This is a genomic window from Aeromonas sp. 600724 (assembly GCF_049175135.1).
In the GTDB taxonomy this organism is placed as follows: domain Bacteria; phylum Pseudomonadota; class Gammaproteobacteria; order Enterobacterales; family Aeromonadaceae; genus Aeromonas; species Aeromonas veronii_A.
This window is the reverse complement of the sequence record NZ_JAAKUM010000013.1, coordinates 137,080-160,386: the sequence shown is the minus strand read 5'-3', so window position 1 is coordinate 160,386 and position 23,307 is coordinate 137,080. Positions and strand designations below refer to the sequence as shown.

Genomic DNA, 23,307 nt, shown 5'->3' with positions numbered 1-23,307 from the left:
GCAGAGCAGAGCAGAGCAGAGCAGAGCAGAGCAGAGCAGAGCAGAGCAGAGCAGAGCAGAGCAGAGCAGAGCAGAGCGTCAACCATTGTAGGATAGGGGGCAGAGTTCAGCGCTGATGGTTGGTGTCAGGTGAGATCACACCAATAAGCCTGCTTCGCATCTTGGGAGAAAGGCAGATAGCAAGAAGGGAGCCTGAGGCTCCCTTCTTTGTTAGCGGTAATTTGATGGTTACTGGTTAGAACCAGAAGCCGATAATAAAGGAGCCTGCCAGCGTCAGCATCACGTTGGCCACCGCATAGGTACCTGCGTAGCCAAGCGCCGGAATGGAGCTGTTGGCTGCCTCGTTGACCACATCCATGGCGGGGGCGCAGGTACGGGCACCAGTGATGGCGCCGAGCAGCAGCGCCGGGTTCATTTTCAATACCCAGACCCCGAACAGATAACCGACAAGCACCGGCAGGGTAGTGACCAACATGCCGGAGAAGAGCACTACGGCACCCACTTCGCTCAGGTGATCCAGAATGCCGCCACCCGCCTTGAGACCGGTGCTCACCATAAAGACCGCCAGACCGAGATCCTTGGCCAGTCGCAGGGCGCCAGGTGGTACGTAACCCACGGTAGGGTGGTTAGCACGCAGATAGCCCATCAAAATACCTGCCAACAGCAGGCCGACGGCGTTGCCGAGACCAAATTCAATCTGACCGAACACCAGCGAGACGGAGCCGATCAGCAGCCCGAGTACGAAGAAGGTGGTGAAGGCCACCAGATCCGTGGTCTGGCTGTGGATGCTGATAAAGCCGATCTTGTTGGCCAGCAGTTTGACCCGCTGTTTCTCGCCACTGATCTGCAACACGTCACCCTTTTGCAGCATGATGTTGCGATCGAACGGCATCTCGATCTGGGAGCGGACCACCCGGTTGAGGAAGCACCCTTTTTCGGTGAGGTTGAGTTCCACCAGATGACGGCCGACCACTGCGTCGTTTTTCACCACTATCTCTTCGGTGACGATCTGCAGGTCGAGCAGGTTACGGTCAAACACCTCTTTACCGTTGCGATAGTTGACGTCCAGCTTCTCGTGGCTCTCGGGATAGCCTACCAGGGCGATCTCGTCCCCTTCCTGAATGACGGCATCGCCATCGGGGCTTGCGAGAATGCCGTTACGGCGGATCCGCTCCACATAGCAGCCTGTGTGGGGGTAGATGCCGGTCTCCCGCAGGGTACGGCCACCGATCCAGGCCGCGAGCTCGGGACCAACCCGATAGGCGCGGATGATGGGCAGGTAGGTCTTGCGGCTGTCGCTGTCAGAGAGGCCCCGCTCACGGGCTATTTTCTGCGCCTCGGTGTTGAGGTCGAGTCGTGCCAGCGAGGGGAGGTAGCGAACCACCAGCATCAGGCCCACCAGACCGACCAGATAGGTCAGGGCATAGCCGATACCCATATTGTCGAGCACCGCCTGCATGTCGGTCTGATGGGGCAGATTGAGCAGACCGCTGCGCAGGGCATCCTGTGCACCCACCAGCGCCGGGGTCGATGTGAGGGAACCCGCCAGGATCCCCGCCGCCATGCCCGGCCCCAGATTGAAGAACTTGGCCAGCCCCACTGTCAGCAGCAGAGCTGTCAGCAAGATCACCAGAGTCAGGGTGATGTAGTGGATGCCATCGCGCAGGAAGACGCTGAAGAAGTGGGGGCCAGCCTCAATCCCCACACAGAAGATGAACAGCATAAAGCCGACGTTTTCTGTGGTGGCAGTAAACTCGAAGCCCATCTGGCCAAACAGCAGGGCGGTAAACAGCACACCTATGGTGTTGCCAATCTGGAAGTTGCCAATCCGCACTTTGCCAAGCAGCAGGCCGAAGGCCAATACCACGAAGAGCAGCAGGGAGTCGCTTTGATGCAGCAGTGTCACAAAATCTATAGTCATGCCCGGAAAAACCGAGGAAAAAAGTGGGGCCGATATTGTGCCGTATCTATCACTAATAAAGAAGCATAAGGGGGGATTAATCGGAAGTTATCGGACGCTATTTAATGAGCAGGCGGCGGGATAAGGGGAGCATCGGAAAAAAGCAGGTGATTTTTGCTCTCCTTCCCGTTGTCAATTAGTGAAACATGCTGGTTGCAGCCGGGCTTGCACTGTCATGGGTGAGATTTTAGATTCTGCTGTCTAGCGCTTCGCCACAGATCGGTTTCAGCAGATTCAACCTGGGGCTCTCTTGGTCGTAAAAGAGTCAAATGACGAGATACTAGCGTCATTCCCATATGGGGAAAGGGCTGGCAAAAAGATATCTCCGGAAAGTGCCAATAGAGCCTGTTAATCAACAGTTACAGAGGGTGGGACAAAACAGAATAAAATCAGGTTAGCCTGTAAAATGGTCTCCTGTTGCAGGGGATAACAGGCAATCCCGCGTCCTGACAGGGCTTGCTGCACTTACCCACAGAATCTGTGGATAACCCTGTTTATGAAACTTGTTCATCGCCCTGAAAGCCGCGCCAATACTGGGATGCAAGGGCTGTTCAAAAAATACCGGAAGAAAAATGTTTGTATAAAAATCAAATAGTTAGATGCGACAGGAGAAAACTCTGTCGAGCCGGGACGGGTAACAAAAGGGAGCGTCAGCAGCAAGAAGGATCTTGTGCATTAAAATTGGCTGGAGAGGGCACTAAAGTGGATAACTTGCACCGAGATGGTGAGGAATTTGGCTCCCCCGACTGGACTTGAACCAGTGACATACGGATTAACAGTCCGCCGTTCTACCGACTGAACTACGGGGGAACATCAGGCAAGGAGGAGCATCATACAGAAGGTGTCCTGGGTGGTCAAGCCATTCGCGGGATGATGGCACGGGTGTACCGCTGCCAAACCCTCGGTTACACTGCTCCTCTGCTGTTTTGTGTCGGGAGTGTTCATGAGCAAATTGTTCAAGTTAGCCAGCCAGTTTCAACCCGCCGGGGATCAGCCCGCGGCGATTGCCCAACTGCTGGATGGCATCGAGTCGGGGCTGGCTCATCAGACCCTGCTAGGGGTGACTGGTTCGGGCAAGACCTTCACCATGGCCAACGTCATCGCCACCTTGAACCGCCCGACCATGATCCTGGCTCCCAACAAGACCCTGGCCGCCCAGCTCTATGGTGAAATGAAGGAGTTCTTCCCCGACAACGCGGTGGAGTATTTCGTCTCCTACTACGACTATTACCAGCCCGAAGCCTATGTGCCGACCACCGACACCTTTATAGAGAAGGATGCCTCCATCAACGATCACATCGAGCAGATGCGATTGTCCGCCACCAAGGCTCTGCTGGAGCGGCGCGACGTGGTGATCGTTGCTTCGGTGTCGGCCATCTATGGTCTGGGGGATCCCCAGGCTTATCTGAGCATGATGCTGCATCTCAAAGTGGGGGATGTGATCAACCAGCGGGATATCCTGCGCCGTCTCGCCGAGCTGCAGTACACCCGTAACGACATGGCGTTCCAGCGCGGCACCTTCCGGGTGCGCGGTGAAGTCATCGATATTTACCCTGCCGAATCTGACAAGCTGGCGCTGCGGGTAGAGCTGTTTGATGAAGAGGTGGAGCGCCTCTCCCAGTTCGATCCCCTGACCGGCGCTATCGAGCAGACGGTAGTGCGCTACACCATCTACCCCAAGACCCACTACGCCACCCCGCGCGAGACCATTCTGGGGGCCATAGAGCATATCAAGGAGGAGCTGCGCAGTCGCCGCGAGCAACTGTTGTCTCTCAACAAGTTGGTGGAGGAGCAGCGCATCAGCCAGCGCACCCAGTTCGACATGGAGATGATGCAGGAGCTGGGTTACTGCTCCGGCATCGAGAACTACAGCCGCTACCTTTCCGGTCGTGCGCCGGGGGAGCCGCCGCCCACCCTGTTTGACTACCTGCCGGGGGATGGCCTGCTCATCATAGACGAGTCTCACGTCACGGTGCCGCAGATCGGTGCCATGTTCAAAGGGGACCGCTCCCGCAAGGAGACCCTGGTGGAGTACGGCTTCCGGCTCCCCTCGGCGCTCGACAACCGGCCGCTCAAGTTCGACGAATTTGAAGCGCTGATGCCGCAGACGGTGTTTGTTTCGGCGACTCCCGGCCCCTACGAGCTGGAGAAGTCCGGCGGCGATGTGGTGCAGCAGGTTGTGCGCCCAACCGGCCTGCTCGATCCGGAGATCGAGGTACGTCCAGTGACCACGCAGGTGGACGATCTGCTCTCCGAGATCCGCAAGCGGGTCGCCGTCGAGGAGCGGGTGCTGGTCACAACCCTGACCAAGCGGATGGCGGAAGACTTGACCGAGTATCTGGCGGAGCACGACGTCAAGGTGCGCTATCTCCACTCCGATATCGATACGGTCGAGCGGGTGGAGATCATCCGCGATCTGCGCCTCGGCAAGTTCGATGTACTGGTCGGCATCAACCTGCTGCGGGAAGGTCTCGACATGCCGGAGGTGTCGCTGGTGGCGATTCTGGATGCGGATAAAGAGGGCTTCCTGCGCTCCACCCGCTCGCTGATCCAGACCATCGGCCGGGCGGCGCGTAACCTCAACGGCAAGGTCATTCTCTACGGCGATACCATCACCAACTCGATGAAGGTCGCCATTGAGGAGACCGAGCGGCGCCGCGCCTTGCAGCATGCCCATAACCTCAAGCATGGCATCACCCCCAAAGGGCTCAACAAGTCCATTGGCGATGTGATGGACATGGGAGGCAGCCGCACGGCAGGCAAACCTGGCAAGGGGATGCGCAAGGCGGCCGAGCCGCAAGGGGAATACCATGTCCGCTCAGCCAGCGAGATTGCCAAAGAGATCAAGCGGATGGAGGAGCAGATGTTCCAGCATGCCCGGGATCTGGAGTTCGAACAGGCGGCGGCACTGCGGGATCAGATCCAGCGGTTGCGCAGCGAGTTGATCGAATCATGAGCCGCAAACGCTGGCTGATTTGGCAACGACTTCGTCGTCTCTATCAGGGCTTTCGCCATCCCGGTACCCCCTGGTGGGCGAGGGGGCTGGTGATCCTTATCCTGCTCTATGGCATCAGTCCGGTGGATCTTATCCCTGACGTGGTGCCCTTGCTGGGCTGGTTCGATGATGTGACCCTGCTGCTGGTGTTGCTATGGGGCTGGGAGCGTTGTTTGCCCCCCGCAGTGCGCAGCGATCTGGAACAGGCCTCCTAGTTCACCTTTTCAACAACATACTCGGCTTCTCTCTTTGTGCTCCCACCCTCGAAGGAAGCGGAAAAACGGTTTCATTTGAAGGTGGGCACTGCGGGACAAAAAAGAGGCTGCCCCGGTGATTGTCGCCCGGATGGCATTGGCGTAGACTCCACGCCGTTCACTTTATGGGTATGGAAAAAATGGATCTGATCCTCTTTGCAATCGACTTTATCCTGCACGTTGACGTGCATTTGAAAGAGCTGTTCGAGAACTATGGCGTCTGGGTTTACGCCATCCTGTTTCTGATCATCTTCTGTGAAACAGGGTTGGTAGTGACGCCGTTCCTGCCGGGTGACTCCCTGCTGTTTGCCGCCGGTGCGCTTACCGTGGGCAGTGTGCTGGACGTCCACACCTTGGCGGCCGTGCTGATCATCGCAGCTGTGCTGGGCAACGTGGTCAACTACACCATTGGTCACTTCTTCGGCGAGCAGCTGTTCCGTAACCCGGACTCCAAAATCTTCCGCCGCGACTATCTGGAGAAGACCCACGCTTTCTATGCCAAGCATGGCGGCAAGACCATCATCATCACCCGCTTCCTGCCTATCGTGCGCACCTTTGCGCCGTTCGTTGCAGGGATGGGGGCCATGACCTATCCGCGCTTCCTAGCGTTCAACCTGGTTGGCGGCCTGCTGTGGGTACTCTCCTTCGTCTATGCCGGCCACTTCTTTGGCAATCTGCCGGTGGTGCGTCACAACTTTACCCTGCTGATCTTCGGCATCATCGGTATTTCCCTGTTGCCCATGGTAATTGGCGCGGTCAAGGCCAAGATGAGCACTGCCAGGGCGTAACCAGAAATACGGTCAGCCAGAACGAGAAAGGGGGGAGCCATAATGGCTCCCCCCTTTTATCTCCACACGGCCATGATGATCAGTTGCAGCAACGCCCTTTCACCAGATTGCCGATGGCCACTACGGTGAAGACCAACAGGTAAGCGGCGAAGATGACGACCAGCCACTGGGGCATGGAGTAACCGAAGAACTGCCAGGTGATCTGGGCACAATCCCCTTCCGGCATAAAGAGCCAGGGGAGCCACTGATCGAGCGGAGCCCAGCTCGGGAAGTCGGCAAACGGGCTGCAGACGTTGAACGGGGAGGGGTTGACCTGATAGTCCACATGCTTGAGGGCCAGCTGGAAGCCGCGGAAGGCACTGTAGCCCCACAGCAACATGGCACTCCAGCGAACATACCACTTATCCGGCGCCACCATGCCGAGCAGTCCAGCGGCCAGCACACCCAGGGTCGCCAACCGTTCGTAAACACACATCACGCACGGGGAGAGGCCCAGCACATGCTGGAAGAAGAGGGCGCACAACTCGAGGAACAGGGCTGATGCTGCCAACAGACCCCAGGCCAGCCGATGGGCGGCGATACGGCGGAGAAACTCGATCATCTCATTGATCTCTCAGAAAAAACAGTGGCTGAATTAGAGCAGAGCGGAACCGAAAAGAAAAGGGCCCTGAAAGGGCCCTCGGAAACCGTCGCAACGGATTAATGCAGTGCCGGCTGTACCGCTGGCAACGCACTCTCCATCACCAGCCATCCGTGCTGATAGAACCACTCAGTGGCAGGACCAAGCAGCAATTCGACAGAGAAAAAGCCGATCAGCCCCAGCACCAATGTGTAGGGCAGCGCCATCCAGACCATGCGGCCATAGGAGAGGCGCAGCAGCGGCGCCAATGCCGAGGTGAGCATAAACAGGAAGGCGGCCTGACCATTGGGGGTGGCGACCGATGGCAGGTTGGTACCTGTGTTGATGGCTACCGCCAGCAGATCGAACTGGGCGCGGTCAATGGCGCCATTGAGCAGGGCAGTCTTGACTTCGTTGATGTAGACGGTTCCGACAAAGACGTTGTCACTGACCATGGAGAGCACCCCATTGGCCAGATAGAAGAGAGCCAGCTGGTTCTCCGGCTTGGCAGCCAGTACCAGCTGGATCACCGGCTTGAACAGCTGCTGATCGATGATGACGGCGACCACGCTGAAGAAGACCGCCAGCAGGGCGGTGAAGGGGAGTGCCTCCTGGAAGGCTTTACCCAGCGAGTGCTCCTCGGTGATCCCGGTCAGGGAGGTGGCCAGCACGATGACCGAGAGGCCAATCAGACCAACGGCTGCCAGGTGCATGGCCAGACCGACGATCAGCCAGACCGCAATCAATGCCTGAACGATCAGCTTGGCCTTGTCTTGCGGGCTGCGTTTTGCCTCTTCGTAGCGGTTGTACTCCTCCATGATGGCGCGCACTGTGTCCGGCAAGCGGGCGCCATAGCCAAACCAGCGAAACTGCTCCACCAACACGCAGGTCAGCAGACCGCAGATAAAGACGGGGACGGTCACGGGGGACATGCGAATGGCAAATTCGGCGAAGTTCCAGCTGGCTTGCTCGCCGATGATGAGGTTTTGCGGCTCGCCCACCAGGGTGCAGACACCGCCCAACGCGGTCCCGATAGCGGCATGCATCATCAGGCTGCGGAGGAAGGCGCGAAAATCATCGAGATCCTGGCGATTGCGCTCAGCCACTTCATTATCGTCGGTATGGTCATGGCTGTGACCAAACTCCTTGCCGGAAGAGACCTTGTGATAGATAGCGTAAAAGCCGGTGGCGACGCTGATCACCACGGCAATCACGGTCAGGGCATCGAGAAAAGCTGACAGGAAGGCGGAGACCAGACAGAAGGAGAGGGAGAGCAGGATCTTGGAGCGTACGCCGATCAGCAGCTTGGTGAAGACATAGAGCAGCAGCTGCTTCATGAAATAGATGCCTGCCACCATGAACACCAGCAACAACAGCACTTCGATATTGGCGACCAGCTCGTGCTTGACCTGATCGGCGGAGGTCATGCCGATCAACACGGCTTCGATCGCGAGCAGACCACCCGGTTGCAGGGGGTAGCACTTGAGGGCCATGGCCAGGGTGAAGATAAACTCAACGACCAGTAACCAGCCCGCAATGAAAGGATCAAGGTGGAAGGCAATCGGATTGATCACCAGAAATAGCAAGATGGCGCTTTTATACCACTGTGGTGCATTGCCCAAGAAGTTCTTGGCGAATGCCTGCCCTAGGCTTATTGGCATGATAATGGGTCTCAACTTTGTTGTTAGGATCTGCTTCTATGCAGTCAAGGATGATTCGACCTGTGCCTCCGGATGTTGGCCTTTATCTGTCTGATTCCTCGTGATTTTAATCAAAAAGCGTGACGATTATAAATGATAGCCGATGGATCTCTGCCCATCTGTCTGTTTTATAACCACCTTGTCGGGGTTGGCTGGCTCCCTCGTGGCGATTAGATACATATTCCCAACACTATATTTGCCATATGTGAGCAGAGGACTGACCTTATGCTTGCCAGCCATCATCGCTTTGATATCATTCGTCAGCCTTTTTACGCATTACAACAGAGTCAATTCATGGTTATAAAAGCGCAGAGCCCAGCTGGGTTTGCCGAGGAATACATCATCGAGTCCATCTGGAACAATCGCTTTCCTCCCGGATCTATTCTGCCCGCCGAGCGTGAATTATCCGAGTTGATCGGGGTGACGCGGACTACCTTGCGCGAAGTGCTGCAGCGACTGGCCCGTGATGGCTGGTTGACCATACAGCATGGCAAGCCGACCAAGGTGAACAATTTCTGGGAAACCTCCGGCCTCAATATTCTGGAGACGTTGGCTCGTCTGGATCAGGACAAGGTACCTGATCTGATAGCTCAGCTGCTCTCCGCCCGTACCCATATCTGCACCATCTTTATCCGCGGGGCGATCCGTCACAATCCGGAACAGGCCGCCGAGATCCTGCGTGGTGCCGATGGGGTCGAGAACAACGCTCAGGCTTATGCCGAGTTCGATTATCGCCTGCACCACCAGCTGGCGTTTGCTTCCGGCAATCCGATCTACGCTTTGATCCTGAACGGTTTCAAAGGGTTGTACAGCCGGGTTGGCAGCTACTACTTCTCCGACAAGCAGGCCCGCGAGACCGCAGATGCCTACTACAAGACTCTGCTCAATCTGGCGGAGACCAAGAACCACGAAGCCGTGTTCATGACGGTGCGTCAGTACGGTATCGAGTCCGGCAAGCTGTGGACCCGCCTGCGTCAGGACATGCCAAGCGATCTGTGCGACAACTGATCCCTTGCCTGTGCTGTCCAAGAAACGCGCCATCCGGCGCGTTTTTTTATTCTGCCGTGTTTGTGTCTATCCTAGATTGGTGATGGTAATTGCTTGAACTGCATGGATATTTGGCCAAAAAGCTTGATCCAGCGCAAATGAACCCTGCATTTATCACTTTGGTGGCATAGGACCCAACCGCTGATTGAGGTCAAATGGAGGCATCAAGAGCGGAGCCAATATCCGCCAGAAGGAACACACCTTTCACCGGATGAAGGACACAACAATGAGTCTTCTTGAACACACCATCTGGACAGTACTGGGATACGGGGCCATGCCCTTTATCTTTCTGAGCGGATTCGTGGCGGTGGCAGTGACCTGTTGCATGCTGCTGAATGCGTTCGGGGTACAGTCCGCCGAGAAGTGAGTCGCTTCTCCATGCCGCCAAATGCCAGTCTTCGGACTGGCATTTGTTTTGTGTGTCTTTTAAAGCACTTATCCCGGCAGGGAAGGGGAAATCTTTGGTCAGGATGGTCGAACCTGCCGCCGATTTTGATTACACTGGCGCCCGTATTTCTCACTCACCCTTCTCTTATCAGGGGTTCAAGGTTTTCTATGGCTCTCAAGGCAACCGTATTCAAGGCCCAGATCAGTTTGTCTGATATGGATCGCAATCTGTATCAGGACTTCTCCCTCACGCTGGCGCGCCACCCCTCCGAAACCGATGAGCGGATGATGATCCGGCTGGCGGCTTTTGCCTGGCACGCCGCCGAGCGACTGGAGTTCACCAAGGGATTGAGCGCCGATGACGAACCCGAGCTCTGGTGCAAGAACTACTCGGACGAAATAGAGCTCTGGATCGAGCTGGGCCAACCCGATGAAAAACGGCTGAAAAAGGCCTGTAACCGCGCCCGTCAGGTGGTGCTCTACCTCTACGGCGGTCGTGGTACAGCCGTCTGGTGGAAGCAGAACCAGGGCAAGCTGAGCCAGCATGACAACCTCAGCATCATCGAACTCTCCGACAGCCAGACCCTGCCGCTCACCGCTATGGTCGAGCGTACCATGCAGCTCACTTGCACCATTTCCGATGGTCAGCTCTGGGTCAGTAACGGCGCACTGGAAGTAACGCTGGATCCGGTGGTGCTGATGGGCAAACCGGCCCGCGAACTGTAACGGACGCCGCCCATGTTCAGCGCCCTGCTCAATATCGTCATCCCGGTGTTCGGTGTGGTCGGGCTCGGCGCTCTCTACGGGCGATTGCAACCGGGGGCCGCCCTCGGTTACGTCAATCGGGCCAATATCGAGCTGTTTACCCCGGCGCTGGTCTTCTCCGCGCTGGTCAAGTATCCGCTGGCGCTGGCGGAGCATCTGCCGCTGATTGCGGCGGGGGCGCTGGTTATTCTGTTACCCGGTCTGCTGCTCGCGCTGCTCAAACTCAAAGGGATTGAGCGGGCAGCGCTGATCTTGCCCGCCATGTTCCGAAATACCGGCAATCTCGGTATCCCCTTGATGGTGCTGGCGTTTGGCGAGCAGCAACTGGGGGCCATCGTGATCCTTTTTGTGCTCTCCAATCTGCTGCACTTTTCGGTCGGCATGTTTATCCTCTCGGCCAATACCTCCCGCTGGCTATGGCTGCGCAGCCCTGTGTTGTGGGCCGCGCTGGCCGGTTTGCTGGTGGCCAACCTGCACATTACGCTGCCGGAATATGTGGTGACCACGGCCTCGCTGCTCGGCCAGATCTCGGTGCCCCTGATGCTCTTTGCGCTGGGCATTCGCCTGATGGAGGGAGAGCTTGATCACCTTGGCCTCGCGCTCAAGTGCAACCTGCTCTATCTGTTGGCGGGGGGATTGTCGCTGCTGCTGGCGATCTGGCTGTTGCCGCTCAAGACGGAGTGGATCCCGCTGTTGATGTTGTCGGTTTCCTTGCCCCCTGCGGTCTTGAATTACATGCTCTGCGAGCAGTATCACTGCCAGCCGGACAAGGTGGCCAGTATCGTGCTCGGCGGCAATGCCCTCTCTGTGCTGGTGATCCCGCTGGCGGTCTGGCTGGCACTTCATCTGCCCGGCTAAGCCAGATTGCATTGGTGCGACGGTGCGACTCACTGGCCAATTGCTTGATCGAACCGAGTCACAGTCGTTCGCATCTAATCCATGCGATTTCTGTCCAACATTGCCTCCTGTAACCCACCACCAAGAATGAAAAACCGGGAGCTGGCGAAAACAAGTGGGAGATGGCGGGACAAACTCAGGAATGGCGGGGCTTGTGGCGTGATGCGGTTAAACCAAGCCGTTTAACCGCAAAATGAAAACTTTAGAGTCAGGCTGCGAGTCGATGCACTGAAAATGAAAAATGTAGTGATTGCTGCCTAGAGCCATTTAAATAATCACTGGCTAGATAATATCAGCAGCGGGGTATCACAAAATCAGATAGTTACAGTTAAAAAAAATCGTGCCCGGCCCAGACTACCTTGCCGATCACGGCCAGGCTCTCCAGCTGGTTGGCTGGAACGACCTGCAGGGGGTAATCATCGCGGTTGTCGCTGATGATGGTGATCCCGCCGTCGAAGTTTTTCTGCAGGCGCTTGGCGTAGAGCTCTTCTCCCAGGCGCAACACGAAGATGGATCCGTCTTCGATCTGATTCTTGCTGATATCGACCAGGATAGAGTCACCAGAGTGGATGGTGGGCTCCATGCTGTCGCCTTTGGCGAAGACCACCACCAAGTTTTCCGGGTTTAACTTGCGAAACGTGAGCCACTTGCGGCGAAAGGCCAGCTTGCGTTTAACCTCATGATCATCATTAAACGCACCATGGCCGGTACTGACTGTGACATGGTAGCCATCGATCAGCGCGTACTCTTCATCAAACTCCTCACGTTGCACCATCTGCTCTGCCGTTCCATCGGGGTGTTTCGGGCCCTGACCGGTGGCCAGCCACTCCAGATTCACATTGAACGTCCGCGCGATGCGCAGCGCCTTGTCGATGGTGGGCAGCGAATTAAACGGTGGGAAGTATTTGCGCATCCCCGACTCACTCATCCCCACCAGTTCGGCAAATGCCTTGTAGCTCAGGCTCCCGCGCAGCTCATCCAGACGGTCACTCAAAGTATCCATTCCCGCCGTCAGAAAAGATACCTCACCGTCTTTTTGTACTGCTTGTGGTTTTTCTTCATAACGCTCTGACATACAAGGAATTCTCGGCTAGTGGCTAATGCTGGTGAGTCGATAGACAAAAAATTCCGCACAAAAAGACTTGTCAATCTTTTTGGGGTGATCAATCATTCATATATGACGCATCGCGACATAAAATCATTCTTTTATGAATGATAAAGATACGCGCTGCGACACTTGATGATACCGAAACGGGGTGAGTATGTCAGGGAAAACACCAGAGTGGATCAGGGCTGAGCTCATAAAATGCGGATTTTCCCAAGCTGCTTGGGCCCGCGCTAAAGGGTTGCACCCCCGAGCCGTACAGCGTTGCATCAAACACTATGCTCCGGCCAGAGGGATTAGCCCCAAGCGTCGGGAAAGCCGCGCCATCATGGCCCTGCTGTCCGAGTCGCTGGGGATCGACCTGCTGGGAGGTGACCAATGAGCACCTGGTACACCGCCCAGGCGCTGGCCGGATTGGTCGGCATGCCCGCTTACCCCGATGGTGTGCGCAAAAAGGCCGAGCGTGAAGAGTGGCAAAGCCGCAAGCGCGAGAAAGGCAAAGGGGCCGAATACCACATTGGCTCACTGCCGATTGAAACCCGCCGTTATCTGGCAGAACAAGCTGTGGCCGCACAAGGCCATGCGGTGACCGACCATGCGGCGGGTGGCAAGGCCATGGCCAAGTTGCTGGCACGCGAGGTGCCGGTCAAACCGGAGGCAGGCCGCAAATTGCTGACTTTGGGGGAGGGGGCTCGCCAGAAGGTCGATGCCAGACTGCTGATCCTGCAGGCCGCCGATATCTTCCTGGCCCCCTATCACGCCTGCCAGCAAGGGGAGGTGGGTCGCCGCGTCTTTATCGAGGCATACCGTGCCCGCACTCTCGCCCTGCCTGTCAGCGTTTATGAAAGGCAAAAGCCATTCAGTCTGATCACCCTGCGCCGCTGGCAAAGTGCGCTTGCGGATGAAGGCCCCGCAGCCCTGGCTGGCAACTATCAGCGGGAACGGCTATCAACCGTCGAACAGAGCCCGGATCTGGCCCAGTTTCTCACCGCACTGGTCACCACCAAGCCCCATCTGGCCAACAAGTGGGGGGCGCTGCACGAACTGGCCAGCCAATACAGCGACATGAATCAGCTGGGATGGCAGATCCCCAGCCAATCCTCCTTGCGTCGCTGGATGGTGAAATGGTTGGCAGAGAACAAGGTGGCCTTTACCTACACCACCAACCCGGATGCCTACAACAACAAATACCGCAGCGCGATCGAGGAGATGTACCCCTGGATGGCCCAGCCCAACGACGTGTGGGAGTTCGATAGCACCCCGGTCGATGCCATGTTGGTGGATGGTCGCCACAGCATCATCGCGGTGATCGACGTGTATACCCGTCGCGTTCGTCTGCTGGTGGCCAAGAGCTCATCGAGCGAGGGGATCTGCCTGCTGCTGCGCAAGACCCTGCTGGCCTGGGGCACCCTCAACGATAACGGTGTGATGCGCACCGATAACGGCTCTGACTACGTGAGCCAGCGGGTCATGTCCATCTGCACCCTGCTTGGTATGAACGTCAGCCGCTCCAACGCCTACTCGGGGTGGGAGAAACCCCATATCGAGCGGTTTTTCCGTACCTTGAGCCACGGCCTGATCGAGCTGTTGCCCTCCTATATAGGTCACTGTGTGGCAGACCGTCAGGTGATCGAGGCGCGCAAGAGCTTTGCCCAGCGGCTGGAGGAGAAGCGCAAACCGGATGCGCAAAAAGATATTTACGAGCTGGCCATGACAGCCGCAGAGCTGCAAACCCTGCTCGATAACTGGCTCGATGCCCGTTACCACAACCGCAAGCACAGTGCCCTCGGGGTCAGCCCCAATGAAAAGTACCAGCTGGCCCGTTATCAGCGCCGCGCCATTCCCGATGAAGCTGCGCTGGATCTGCTGCTCAACCATATCGGTGAGGCGACCGTCTCCAAAGGCTTTATCAAGGCCGGTGGCCTCAAATACAGCGCCCCCGAACTGTTGGAGCACAACTGGAAGAGCCAGCGGGTCAGCGTCTTTCTCGATCCGTGCGATGTGGGCCGCGCCATCTTGTACCGCACCGGCGACTGGAACGAGCGGATCGAGGCCATCAACATCGACCTGCTGGGCAATGGCATCAGCCCCGATGCCTTCCGGGCGGCCAAAAAAGCCGATGCCAAGGCGCTGGCCAGTTTTCGCCGCGAGATGCGCAACCTTGCCAAGACCTTTGGCATCGACCAGCTCCATCAGGATGTGGTGCGCCACTTCGTCGACAAGGCCAAGGGTATTGAAGCGTTCAGCCGTCGCGATCTCACCCTCGATAACCCGGCATTGGCCGCGCTCACCGGGGTCTCAACGCCCGCTGAACCCGCCCGTTTCAATGCGGCAGAACTGGCCGCCATAGAAGCCAGACGGGAAGCGAAGGCGCAGCGGGCGCAAGCCACCGCAGGGCAGGAATCGAGAGCACTCAAGACCGAGTACGAGCAAGCCATCTATCTGGCAGAGCGGGAGCTGGATACCCCGCTGACAGAGCGGGAGAAGGAGTGGCTGACCCGATACCTCTACAGCCACAAGCTGATGGCAAAACGCATTTACCGCCATCTGGATGAAGTTCGGGCTACCCGCCGCACCCAGGCAAAAGGTTAGCGAATAGCCCGAAAAGGCCCAAAAACAAAGGACAAACCCACTATGAAACACAAGATCGTTGAAGTCAAAAACATGATCAAGACCGAGCAGCTGCTCGACAACTTGCTCAACCGCTCCAGCATAGTGCCGGGCATTGGCCTGATCCATGGCCCCTCCGGCTTTGGCAAGACCACCGCAGTGGAATGGCTGTTCAACCAGGACGAAGTGAACGGCATCTATGTCCGCTGCTACAAGGCCGACACGGTGACCAGCCTGCTGGAGCAGATTGCCAAAGAGATCGGCATTCCCCAGCGCCACAACCTGCGCGCTCAGGTCGATAGCATCATCGAATCCGTGCGCGCCGAAGAGCTGGCCATCTTCGTGGACGAGGCCGATTACGTGGTCGGCAATGCCCGCATCATGGAGACCCTGCGCGATATCTACGATGCCACCGAACAACCCCTGATCCTGGTCGGGATGGAAGAGATTGCCCGCCGCATCAGCCAGCGCAAGCAACTGTTTAACCGCATCTCCCAGTGGATCGAATTCAAACCGGCCGATCTCGATGATGTGTCCCTGATTGCCAGCGAAATGCTGGAGGTGGACGTGGAGATCGACGATGCACTGCTGGATCTGATCCGCAAGCGTTCCAACGGCGTGGTGCGCACTATCGTCTCGGCCCTCGACAAGATTGAAAAAATGGCGATGGCCTCTGATGCCCGGATTATCCGGCTGGAGGACGTTGACGCCAGCGAGTTGCTCCATGACGTGCGTCGCAGCCGCTAGCCGTCAGGCTACAGCCAATAAAAACAAAGCACGGGAGGGATTCCAGTGGTTGATACAAAAGCAACGCTAATGACGTTGCAAGCCTGGGAATGGATGTGCCAGCAAGAGACTTTTCTGATCAAGGACGTGATCGCCGTGACGGGAATGTCGGAGGCACATATCTACAAGGTCGTGCGTGACTGGTTGGCCGCTGGCCACCTCATTAAACACCCGGACGGCGTGGTATCCCGCCCGGCCTATTTCAAAGTGGTTAGCGCTCAATACATGCCACCGATTGGCAAAAGCAGTGGCCAGAAGCGGCCCAAATGCAGGAACAAGCGCAAAACCAATCAACAGAAAATGTGGAACACCATGAAGATCAGCCGCTTCTTCACCCTGACAGACCTGATGCTGACGGCAGAGACGGGTCAGAAACAAGCCTGGTTTTACACCGATAGGTTGGTAAAAGCCGGTTACGTCAAGGTGCTGTTCAAAGTTGACAGTTTGCTGCCTGTACCCGCCAGACACGGCCTGACAGGACGCTATCAGCTGGTCAGGGATACAGGCCGTTATGCCCCGCTGTGTCGTGACCATGGTTGCTGGGATCAAAACCAGCAGCAGTTATACCCGTTCCAACGGGAGGAGGAGACACATGGAAACGTGGCTTGAGGTGTTGCAGGCCGAAGTGGCGGCCAGTTCGCTGGCCCAGGTGGCCGAGAAGCTCGGGCTCTCTCGCACCACCATCAGCCAAGTCTGCAACGAAAAGTATCCCGGCGATATGGCAAGGGTACAGACCCTGGTGGAAGGGGCCCTGATGGGCAACAAGGTGAGGTGCCCCATCCTGGGTGAGATCCCGGCGCATCAGTGTCTCGCGCACCAACGCCGAGGCCCCAGCGAAGTGGGCAGCAGTCCGATGGATATCAAGCTCTGGAAGGCATGCCGCAGCGGTTGCCCCCATAGCCAGCTGACCGAGGCGCAGCAACTGCGCCGTCCGATGCGGTTATCGGTAGAGCAGGGCAAAGGGTCGCAGAAAACGGCTCGCTATGACGCCGAGGCCACCCTCTCCAGATTGCGCCGACAGGCCAAAAGCGATGGCGACAATGCCAGCAGCAGCCTGCGTATTCTGAGTGAGCTGCTGGCCGAAGAGCTGAAAATCATGGCCATCAAATACAACCGACTGCTCGACAAGCAAGAAGGCAAATAAGGGTTGGCGGGGCTCTTTCGCGGTGGGCCCGGTGACGAGATCACAAGGAGAACGGGATGAAAAAGCATCTTCACAGCAATTTGCAAAAGACCGCCGAGCAACTCAGCCACTGGCTGACGGCCAAGGGATATGACGTTCGCACCAGTCGGGTTTGCCATACCCCGCTGCTGGCGGTTACCGGGCCACTGCCCAAAGAGATGAAGGCGCGCGCCGTGTTGAGCCGTGAATGTCTGGCGGGCGTGGTGCGCGAAGTCGCCCTGGTGCGCTTTGGCGGCTGCCTGCTCCACTGGCGCCAAGAATCCTGAAACCGGCAAGGGGGATGAGATGAGCAAGATCCAGCTTGAGATAGAAGACGAGGCGCTGGCGCGGGTGGTGCTGCGCCAGTTACCCAAGTTTCTCGAATTCTGCAGCGCGACCCATCAGGAGGAGCTGGCGAGCGCGACAGCAGAGCAGTACAGCGCCGTGATGTGCCCTCCGGTGCCCGGCAGCAACAAGATCCATTAAGGAGAAGCCCATGCAAGAAGCACAAACCGCCAGTACCACCCCGATGCGCCAGAACGCCCAGGGGCACTGGGTACCGGAAAACCTGATCGCCCCGGCAGACAAGCTGCGCGACGAAGTGGTGCTGGCCATTATCGCCGCAGCTCGCGAGCAACGCGCACAGCTGGCCGCCTTCAAGATTGGCGCCATGCAACAGATCGCCGACTTTGTGGATCTCTCCGCCGAGCAGTACGGCGTGGCGTGGGGCGGCACCAAGGGCAACGTGACCCTGCTCAGTTTTGATGGCCGTTACAAGCTCATTCGGGCGGTGGGGGAGCACCGCAAATTTGATGAACGGATCCAGGCCGCCAAAGCGCTGATTGACCAGTGCATCGAACGCTGGAGCGATGGCGCCAGCAGCGAGATCCGCGCTCTGGTAGATCATGCCTTTAGGGTATCCAAGAGCGGTCATATCGACGTGAATCAGGTGCTCTCCCTGCGTCAGCTCAATATCGATGACCCGGATTGGCTGCTGGCCATGCAAGCCGCTGTTGATGCCATCCAGGTGACCGGCACCAGCCAATATCTGCGGCTCTACGAGCGTGACGCTCACGGGCGTTACATCCAGATGAGCCTGGATCTGGCCAAGGTATAGGGAGGAGGCGTGATGGAAATCAACGTGGAAAAAGCCGAAGAGCAACTGCTGCTCTGTGAGCAGATCACCGAAACCGAGGGCACCTGCTACCCCGACGACACCTATGAGGATGGCATCAAGGCCGCCCTGCTCTGGACGCTGGGGCTGGGGCCTGCCCCCCTCAATGCCGAGGAGTATCAAGGGGTGACGCCACTGCAGTTCGAGTAATGGCCCAATGCGAAACAGGGCGACGATGCCGCCCTGTCTATCCGGTGTGGTGACCGGGTACTGATGAGCAACCAAATGATCTGGGCCCAGGTCTTCACCGTCTTGATACAAGGAGCACGGCGATGACCAAAACAGAGATGGATATTCGGCTTACCAAGATATTCAGCAGCGCAGCCATTGCACTGGCGGCCGCTGAAAAACGGGCTGTGTGCAAACAGCTCAAACAGTTTGATAAAGAAGCGCGCGCCCGTGGTTTTCACGCACTGGCCGGAGAAGCCTGCCAGATGCGCTGGCAACTGGTGGCCGAGCTGCAACAGGCCAAATCGGCCAGAGATGGTGGTGGGGTACACGAAACCGGGGGTCGCCATGGCCATCTATAGCCCCCTGCTGGCCCCCCATATTCTGGCTCGCCGCCTGCAAAGCGGTCGGGCCTGCATCACCGAACTGGGGCTGGAGCAGCGTTGCCCCCGTTGTGGCGAGTTCTGGCCATGGGATACCGAGTTTTTCGGTGTGGCGAGCGATGCCACACGGCTCTCCAGCTGGTGTCGGGGGTGCCTCAATGAGCACTACCAGCAGATGAGAGTGGCCGAGTAGCACCATGACAGCAAGGCAGAACGGGGAGGGGATAGCTGATGAACAAGCGCAGCAGACTGATCCGGTTGGTACAGGTAGGGCGCCGTGTGTTGGCGCTTGATGACGAGTGTTACCGCGACCTGTTGGCCAGCCACACCGGCAAGCGCAGCGCCGCCCTGTTAAGCGAACAGGAGCTGGAACAGGTGCTGACAGCCTTCAAAGCAGCGGGCTTTATTCCCAAGCCTGCTCGCCATGCAGCCAACAGACGGCTGAGTCCAGCGTCCGGTGGTCATCTACGGGTCAATGAAATTGCCAAGATCAGGGCCATCTGGTGTGAGATGGCCCGCCTTGGCATCATCAGGGATGGTTCGGATACCGCATTAAACCATTGGGTGCAACGGATGACCGCCCGTTTAAACGGCGGGGTAGGGGTGGCCGAGGTAGGATGGTTGGATGCGCCTCTGGCCGTCAAAGTGCTGGAAGCGCTGAAAAAGTGGAACAGCCGTATCTGAGTTAATCAGGAATACGCCCTGCTTTTTCTAGTCGAGCCATTGTGGCACTTACTCCCTTGGCCACAATAATCAAGCCAATTACTACTGAGGGGGCCCATAGAATCAACAATACGTCTTTCATACCACCAAACATATGAACCTGCTCTGGTAGTTTGCTGACTTGTACCCCGGTAAAAATGATCAGCACAATGGCAATCACACAGGCGAGAGTCGCAGGCCATAGGGCATGAGGGTCTCGTTGCAGTTTCACATCGAGATCAAGTAACCACTCTTTAACGCGCTCGCTCCATCTCATTCGTCTCAATCTCCCTTTGATAACGAGGGACTCAGTATGCGCTAAAAAATGTGCGCATAAAATAGCCTGTGTTCTAATCGGCGCACCGCTTTTTCTGTTTTGCCGGGGGAGTCATGGAACACAATCAGGATCTCTTTGCCGATGATCACGCCTCACTGGGGCAATTGGTCGATCGCCTCGACCAGATCCCTGCCTCTGAACTGACGGCCAAATGGCCCAAAGCCCTGAGCGAGCTGGTGGATGTGCTGGCCTGCGAATTGGCAAGAGGGGGGATGCGGCCCGAGCAGGCCAAGGCTCAGGCCCGCAAGTTAGCACTGGTACAGGCCCACTATATGGGGGGCCGGGCCTACTACATCCCCACCGGGGATCATCTTAAGGCTGCGCTGCGGGATAGGGCTATCTGGGATGAGTTCAACGGCCGAAATATCGATGCGCTTGCCCGCAAGCACGGGCTGTCGGTACCCCAGACCTATGCTGTGGTTGCGGAGCAACGACAATTGATGAAATGTCGCATGCAGTATGCCCTTTTCAAGTAATTGAGAAAAAACGCATCAAAATGCGTACATCTTCACAGATACAAAAGAACCCCATGTAATGGGGTTTCTTTTTATGGCTGACTATTCGGTATTGCAAGTTCGAATTGTTGGGGTTGCAGCTCATCATACTGGAGTTGTTGGGCGAGATAGCGATTCTGGATTGAGTTTTTTGACTAAGGATAAGAGGTCGCTCGTGATGTTTAAAAAAACACAGATTGCATTTTTGGTTTGTTCTATTTTTGTTCTTTCAGCGTGTAATGAGCAAAGGACACTGACACCACAGGAACAAGAGCTGGTGGGACAGCTCAAGCAAGAACGCGATAAGCTTGGTCAGGATATAGATACTGTCTCTGCTGAGATTGCTCAATATAATGGTGGGTTGATAAAAGCCATTAAACAAGTTCGCGAAGAAACGTTGAAACTAAGCCGAGATATATTAACTCAGCGAATACAAGCAATCGAAACAGGTGCCAAGGTGACTATTGTCGTGCCAACAAGCCAGCCGGATCCTGAACGAGCTCAAGCTCTGCAGAGTGATATAGAAATAGCAAAACAGCACCTAGTTGAGGCTAAAGCTAAAGCGGCTCAATATAGTGGTGGTCTAATTGCAGCCGTCAGCCAATCAACCGTAGCAACTCAAGAGCAGACACTTGCAATGTTGGAGCAGCAGTATCTAGTCTCAAAATATGGCTTGCCATTAACAGTCAGCTCATCAGCATTGTCCACACCTAATACAGAAAGCAATGTTAAAGCGACAGTACCCAATGAAACCAAGGAAACACCAACACCAATTGAAGAACCACATGTTATGTTGGCTGCTGATGGCCCATTTGGTGTGGCGATGGGGATGACCAAAGAGATGTTTAAAGGTCATATTACACCGATCGGCAATGGCACGTACCTCTTTGACAATCCACCTAAACCACATCCAGACTTTGTGAGGTACGCAGTACAAATATCTGATAAATCTGGTCTTTGTTGGATTAAAGCAATAGGGAAGGATATAACAACCAATCCCCATGGTCATCAGTTGCAAACAGAATTTGATGATTTTGAAGAAAAATTGGATCAGCGCTATGGGAAGCATAAGCGAACGGATTTTTTAACGGTTGGTTCCATCTGGAAGGAGCCAGAGGATTGGATGAGGGCTTTGCATAAAAAAGAACGTTATCTATTTACCTCTTGGAAGGGGGCAGAAAAACCCTTACCAAATGATATTGCTTCAGTAGCTCTTCTTGCTACAGCAAACGATACAAACTCAGGGTATTTGGCTATTGAATATAGTTTTTCTAACGAGACGGAATGTGAACAGGAAATTAAGGCTCAGAATGATGCAGGGCTTTGATTAACCACTTAGTGTTATTTTTATACAAGGAGGTTCAAGTGAAGTGGTTTGCGTTGGCTATATCGTCAATTTTTGTGGCTGGTCTTGCGGAGGGGGCCATAAAATATAAATGCGATGGGGAGTGGGTGGACTATTGGCCATGTGATAGCAAGCCTATGAGCAACAATGCCCCAGCTGAATCAGAAGTACCATCCCAAGCCATACCCGAGGCAACACAAAGCGCTGCGGCTGTAGGTCTGCCATCAAATGCAACAGATGATGACAAACTGAAGGCACTGGAGAAGGATATTGAGCAGGCTAAAATAAAGTTGGCTGCCGCAAGGTTAGAAGCGGATCGCTATGTTGGCGGATTAGTAAAATCGATCAATGAAGCAACAGTAGCTACCCAAGAGCAAACATTGTCCATGATGGAACAGCGCTATTTTGCGATGAAATATGGGCGACCATCGACTGCCAGCTCCTCACCTCCCGAACACTCTTTGAAGTAACCCACCATAAACCCCTGCCATACAGGCCCCTCGGTACGCTGCTGATAACGCAGTTCACCGAGGGGCCTTTATGTTATCACTCGCACTTAAATGGCTGCTTCGTCCCGATGTGGAAGGGGGCGAAGTCAACCATCCCGCCGACCGTGGTGGTCATACCAAGTACGGCATCGCCGATGCCGCCGATGGCAAGAAGGACGGCATGGCCGACCTCGATCGGGATGGGGTACCCGATATCGCTATCGGTGATCTGACTCCGGCCCATCCCGAGCCCTTTTACCGCCAGAACTACTGGGCGCCCGCTCGCTGTGACCTGATTGCCAGCTTAAGCCCGGCCCTCGCTATCGCCGTGTTTGATGCAGCGGTGCATCACGGGCCGAAACGCGCCATCCAACAGCTGCAGCAGGTCTTGGGGGTGATGGCAGATGGCCGCCTTGGCCCGGTGTCGATTGGTAGGCTCAAACAGCAACTGGGCGCCAAGGGCGAAGGCCCGTTCCTGCTGGCGCTGATGATGCAGCGGGCCAGCTTCATGCACGGAATTGTGCGCAAAGACCCGAGTCAATGGGCCAATGCCGATGGCTGGATCAACCGGCTGCTGCGTCTGCAGAGCTACCTCCTTTCCGACGTGGTTGGCGAGGTGGTGGCATGAGCGTGCTGACCATCAAGCAACAGAAGGCGACGGCCGCGATCCAGGCTGCGGGCTACTTTGGCATTCCTGAGCTCAAGAACCCCCGCTATCTCGCTTGCTTCAAGGATGGGCGCAAAGCCCATCTCAAGGCCGCTTTGGCCAATCAGATCGCTGACCCGAAGGCGATCCCGCTCTATAGCCACCACCAGACCCGTCAATCCCTGTTCGAGAAAGGGTGGCGTTCGGTGACCGAACTGGATCGCCTGCGGGCCCGTGCCCGTCATTCCCAACCTCAACAAAAGGAAGTCCATCATGCCTGATTCTCTGTTACCTCAAGCGAAGTCTGCCTTCAAAAGCCGCACCGTGATCGGTGGTGTGATTGCCGTGGGGGCCGGTATTGCGGGCCTGTTCGGTGTGCCGGTCGATGCGGGTACCCAAGCCAGCTTGGCATCCACCCTGGTGGATCTGGCCAGTGCGGTGGGTGGCCTGCTCGCCATCTGGGGCCGCATCAAGGCGACTCATACCGTCAAGTAA

General features: G+C 56.5%; 29 protein-coding genes, 1 tRNA gene and 1 other RNA gene. 25 read left to right on the top strand and 6 right to left on the bottom strand.

Annotated elements, in window-relative coordinates; translation table 11 throughout:
• Positions 1-235: 235 nt before the first annotated feature.
• On the bottom strand, positions 236-1,921 hold the full coding sequence (locus tag G5168_RS13785; RefSeq protein WP_005345980.1) for an aspartate:alanine antiporter: 1,686 nt from the start codon (positions 1,919-1,921) through the stop codon (positions 236-238).
• 773 nt (positions 1,922-2,694) lie between these two features.
• A tRNA-Asn gene (locus G5168_RS13780) sits at positions 2,695-2,770 on the bottom strand.
• A 133-nt stretch (positions 2,771-2,903) separates the two neighbouring features.
• On the opposite strand from G5168_RS13780, the gene uvrB reads away from it, so the two are divergent.
• From uvrB to G5168_RS13765, 3 genes are all read left to right on the top strand, one after another.
• On the top strand, positions 2,904-4,916 hold the full coding sequence (uvrB, locus tag G5168_RS13775) for an excinuclease ABC subunit UvrB (RefSeq protein ID WP_193859255.1): 2,013 nt from the start codon (positions 2,904-2,906) through the stop codon (positions 4,914-4,916).
• Positions 4,913-5,170, top strand: a complete 258-nt coding sequence (locus G5168_RS13770) for a YkvA family protein (RefSeq protein WP_005360976.1) — start codon at positions 4,913-4,915, stop codon at positions 5,168-5,170. The genes uvrB and G5168_RS13770 overlap by 4 nt, the downstream gene beginning before the upstream one ends.
• 179 nt (positions 5,171-5,349) lie before the next feature.
• A complete protein-coding gene (locus G5168_RS13765; protein WP_040069761.1) occupies positions 5,350-5,997 on the top strand; it encodes a DedA family protein in 648 nt (215 codons plus the stop codon).
• 79 nt (positions 5,998-6,076) lie between these two features.
• Here the strand turns inward: G5168_RS13765 and dsbB are convergent, their stop codons facing one another.
• Positions 6,077-6,598: a disulfide bond formation protein DsbB gene (dsbB, locus tag G5168_RS13760; protein ID WP_005336895.1), complete on the bottom strand. Its 522-nt coding sequence runs from the start codon at positions 6,596-6,598 to the stop codon at positions 6,077-6,079.
• Between the two features lie 98 nt (positions 6,599-6,696).
• Positions 6,697-8,277: a Na(+)/H(+) antiporter NhaB gene (gene nhaB, locus G5168_RS13755; RefSeq protein WP_421252344.1), complete on the bottom strand. Its 1,581-nt coding sequence runs from the start codon at positions 8,275-8,277 to the stop codon at positions 6,697-6,699.
• A 333-nt stretch (positions 8,278-8,610) separates the two neighbouring features.
• Here nhaB and fadR point away from each other — a divergent pair, with 333 nt between their 5' ends.
• From fadR to G5168_RS13735, 4 genes are all read left to right on the top strand, one after another.
• Positions 8,611-9,324, top strand: coding sequence for a fatty acid metabolism transcriptional regulator FadR (gene fadR, locus G5168_RS13750; RefSeq protein ID WP_026034983.1), 714 nt, complete (start codon positions 8,611-8,613; stop codon positions 9,322-9,324).
• A 265-nt stretch (positions 9,325-9,589) separates the two neighbouring features.
• Positions 9,590-9,730 carry a TIGR02808 family protein gene (locus G5168_RS13745; RefSeq protein ID WP_005345965.1) on the top strand — a complete coding sequence of 47 codons (141 nt, stop codon included), beginning with the start codon at positions 9,590-9,592 and terminating at the stop codon, positions 9,728-9,730.
• 188 nt (positions 9,731-9,918) lie between these two features.
• Positions 9,919-10,476: a YaeQ family protein gene (locus G5168_RS13740; RefSeq protein WP_005352343.1), complete on the top strand. Its 558-nt coding sequence runs from the start codon at positions 9,919-9,921 to the stop codon at positions 10,474-10,476.
• 12 nt (positions 10,477-10,488) lie between these two features.
• Positions 10,489-11,373, top strand: coding sequence for an AEC family transporter (locus tag G5168_RS13735; RefSeq protein ID WP_421252343.1), 885 nt, complete (start codon positions 10,489-10,491; stop codon positions 11,371-11,373).
• A 367-nt stretch (positions 11,374-11,740) separates the two neighbouring features.
• Here G5168_RS13735 and G5168_RS13730 read toward each other — a convergent pair whose 3' ends face one another.
• Entirely contained in the window at positions 11,741-12,487 is a 747-nt protein-coding gene (locus G5168_RS13730; RefSeq protein WP_421252342.1) for a LexA family transcriptional regulator, read from the bottom strand.
• Between the two features lie 408 nt (positions 12,488-12,895).
• Between G5168_RS13730 and G5168_RS13725 the strand changes: the two genes are divergently transcribed.
• The 12 genes from G5168_RS13725 to G5168_RS13670 all read left to right on the top strand — a co-directional run bounded on the left by G5168_RS13725 (position 12,896) and on the right by G5168_RS13670 (position 19,484).
• Positions 12,896-15,109, top strand: a complete 2,214-nt coding sequence (locus G5168_RS13725) for a DNA-binding protein (protein WP_421252341.1) — start codon at positions 12,896-12,898, stop codon at positions 15,107-15,109.
• Between the two features lie 42 nt (positions 15,110-15,151).
• Positions 15,152-15,874, top strand: coding sequence for an AAA family ATPase (locus tag G5168_RS13720; RefSeq protein ID WP_029300291.1), 723 nt, complete (start codon positions 15,152-15,154; stop codon positions 15,872-15,874).
• A gap of 45 nt (positions 15,875-15,919) precedes the next feature.
• Complete coding sequence (locus G5168_RS13715) at positions 15,920-16,522, top strand: hypothetical protein (RefSeq protein ID WP_148610685.1); 603 nt, start codon at positions 15,920-15,922, stop codon at positions 16,520-16,522.
• Positions 16,506-17,057 carry a transcriptional regulator gene (locus G5168_RS13710; RefSeq protein ID WP_421252340.1) on the top strand — a complete coding sequence of 184 codons (552 nt, stop codon included), beginning with the start codon at positions 16,506-16,508 and terminating at the stop codon, positions 17,055-17,057. Before G5168_RS13715 ends, G5168_RS13710 begins: the two co-directional genes overlap by 17 nt.
• Before the next feature lie 56 nt (positions 17,058-17,113).
• Complete coding sequence (locus tag G5168_RS13705) at positions 17,114-17,362, top strand: hypothetical protein (protein WP_042084137.1); 249 nt, start codon at positions 17,114-17,116, stop codon at positions 17,360-17,362.
• 19 nt (positions 17,363-17,381) lie between these two features.
• Positions 17,382-17,561, top strand: a complete 180-nt coding sequence (locus G5168_RS13700) for a hypothetical protein (protein WP_029300298.1) — start codon at positions 17,382-17,384, stop codon at positions 17,559-17,561.
• A gap of 10 nt (positions 17,562-17,571) precedes the next feature.
• A complete protein-coding gene (locus G5168_RS13695; RefSeq protein WP_005345949.1) occupies positions 17,572-18,192 on the top strand; it encodes a DUF3164 family protein in 621 nt (206 codons plus the stop codon).
• A gap of 12 nt (positions 18,193-18,204) precedes the next feature.
• The gene (locus G5168_RS13690) at positions 18,205-18,399 is read left to right on the top strand and encodes a hypothetical protein (protein WP_042084133.1); all 195 of its coding nucleotides are present in this window, start codon (positions 18,205-18,207) and stop codon (positions 18,397-18,399) included.
• A 7-nt stretch (positions 18,400-18,406) separates the two neighbouring features.
• Positions 18,407-18,476: hammerhead ribozyme type II (locus G5168_RS13685), an RNA gene on the top strand.
• 45 nt (positions 18,477-18,521) lie between these two features.
• Positions 18,522-18,779: a hypothetical protein gene (locus G5168_RS13680; protein WP_042084131.1), complete on the top strand. Its 258-nt coding sequence runs from the start codon at positions 18,522-18,524 to the stop codon at positions 18,777-18,779.
• Positions 18,766-18,993, top strand: a complete 228-nt coding sequence (locus tag G5168_RS13675) for a hypothetical protein (protein ID WP_288729733.1) — start codon at positions 18,766-18,768, stop codon at positions 18,991-18,993. Before G5168_RS13680 ends, G5168_RS13675 begins: the two co-directional genes overlap by 14 nt.
• Positions 18,994-19,031: 38 nt before the next feature.
• A complete protein-coding gene (locus G5168_RS13670; RefSeq protein WP_288729734.1) occupies positions 19,032-19,484 on the top strand; it encodes a gp16 family protein in 453 nt (150 codons plus the stop codon).
• A gap of 1 nt (position 19,485) precedes the next feature.
• Here the strand turns inward: G5168_RS13670 and G5168_RS13665 are convergent, their stop codons facing one another.
• The gene (locus G5168_RS13665) at positions 19,486-19,779 is read right to left on the bottom strand and encodes a hypothetical protein (RefSeq protein WP_042084125.1); all 294 of its coding nucleotides are present in this window, start codon (positions 19,777-19,779) and stop codon (positions 19,486-19,488) included.
• A gap of 113 nt (positions 19,780-19,892) precedes the next feature.
• Between G5168_RS13665 and G5168_RS13660 the strand changes: the two genes are divergently transcribed.
• The 6 genes from G5168_RS13660 (at position 19,893) to G5168_RS13635 (ending at position 23,307) form a co-directional block, all read left to right on the top strand.
• Positions 19,893-20,315: a Mor transcription activator family protein gene (locus tag G5168_RS13660; RefSeq protein WP_042084123.1), complete on the top strand. Its 423-nt coding sequence runs from the start codon at positions 19,893-19,895 to the stop codon at positions 20,313-20,315.
• Positions 20,316-20,388: 73 nt separating this feature from the next.
• Positions 20,389-21,660, top strand: coding sequence for a hypothetical protein (locus G5168_RS13655; RefSeq protein WP_128296783.1), 1,272 nt, complete (start codon positions 20,389-20,391; stop codon positions 21,658-21,660).
• A 38-nt stretch (positions 21,661-21,698) separates the two neighbouring features.
• Positions 21,699-22,148: a hypothetical protein gene (locus G5168_RS13650; protein ID WP_421252339.1), complete on the top strand. Its 450-nt coding sequence runs from the start codon at positions 21,699-21,701 to the stop codon at positions 22,146-22,148.
• A 70-nt stretch (positions 22,149-22,218) separates the two neighbouring features.
• On the top strand, positions 22,219-22,794 hold the full coding sequence (locus G5168_RS13645; protein WP_279488095.1) for a glycoside hydrolase family 108 protein: 576 nt from the start codon (positions 22,219-22,221) through the stop codon (positions 22,792-22,794).
• On the top strand, positions 22,791-23,093 hold the full coding sequence (locus tag G5168_RS13640; RefSeq protein WP_421207288.1) for a hypothetical protein: 303 nt from the start codon (positions 22,791-22,793) through the stop codon (positions 23,091-23,093). The genes G5168_RS13645 and G5168_RS13640 overlap by 4 nt, the downstream gene beginning before the upstream one ends.
• A complete protein-coding gene (locus G5168_RS13635) occupies positions 23,086-23,307 on the top strand; it encodes a hypothetical protein (RefSeq protein WP_058059549.1) in 222 nt (73 codons plus the stop codon). Before G5168_RS13640 ends, G5168_RS13635 begins: the two co-directional genes overlap by 8 nt.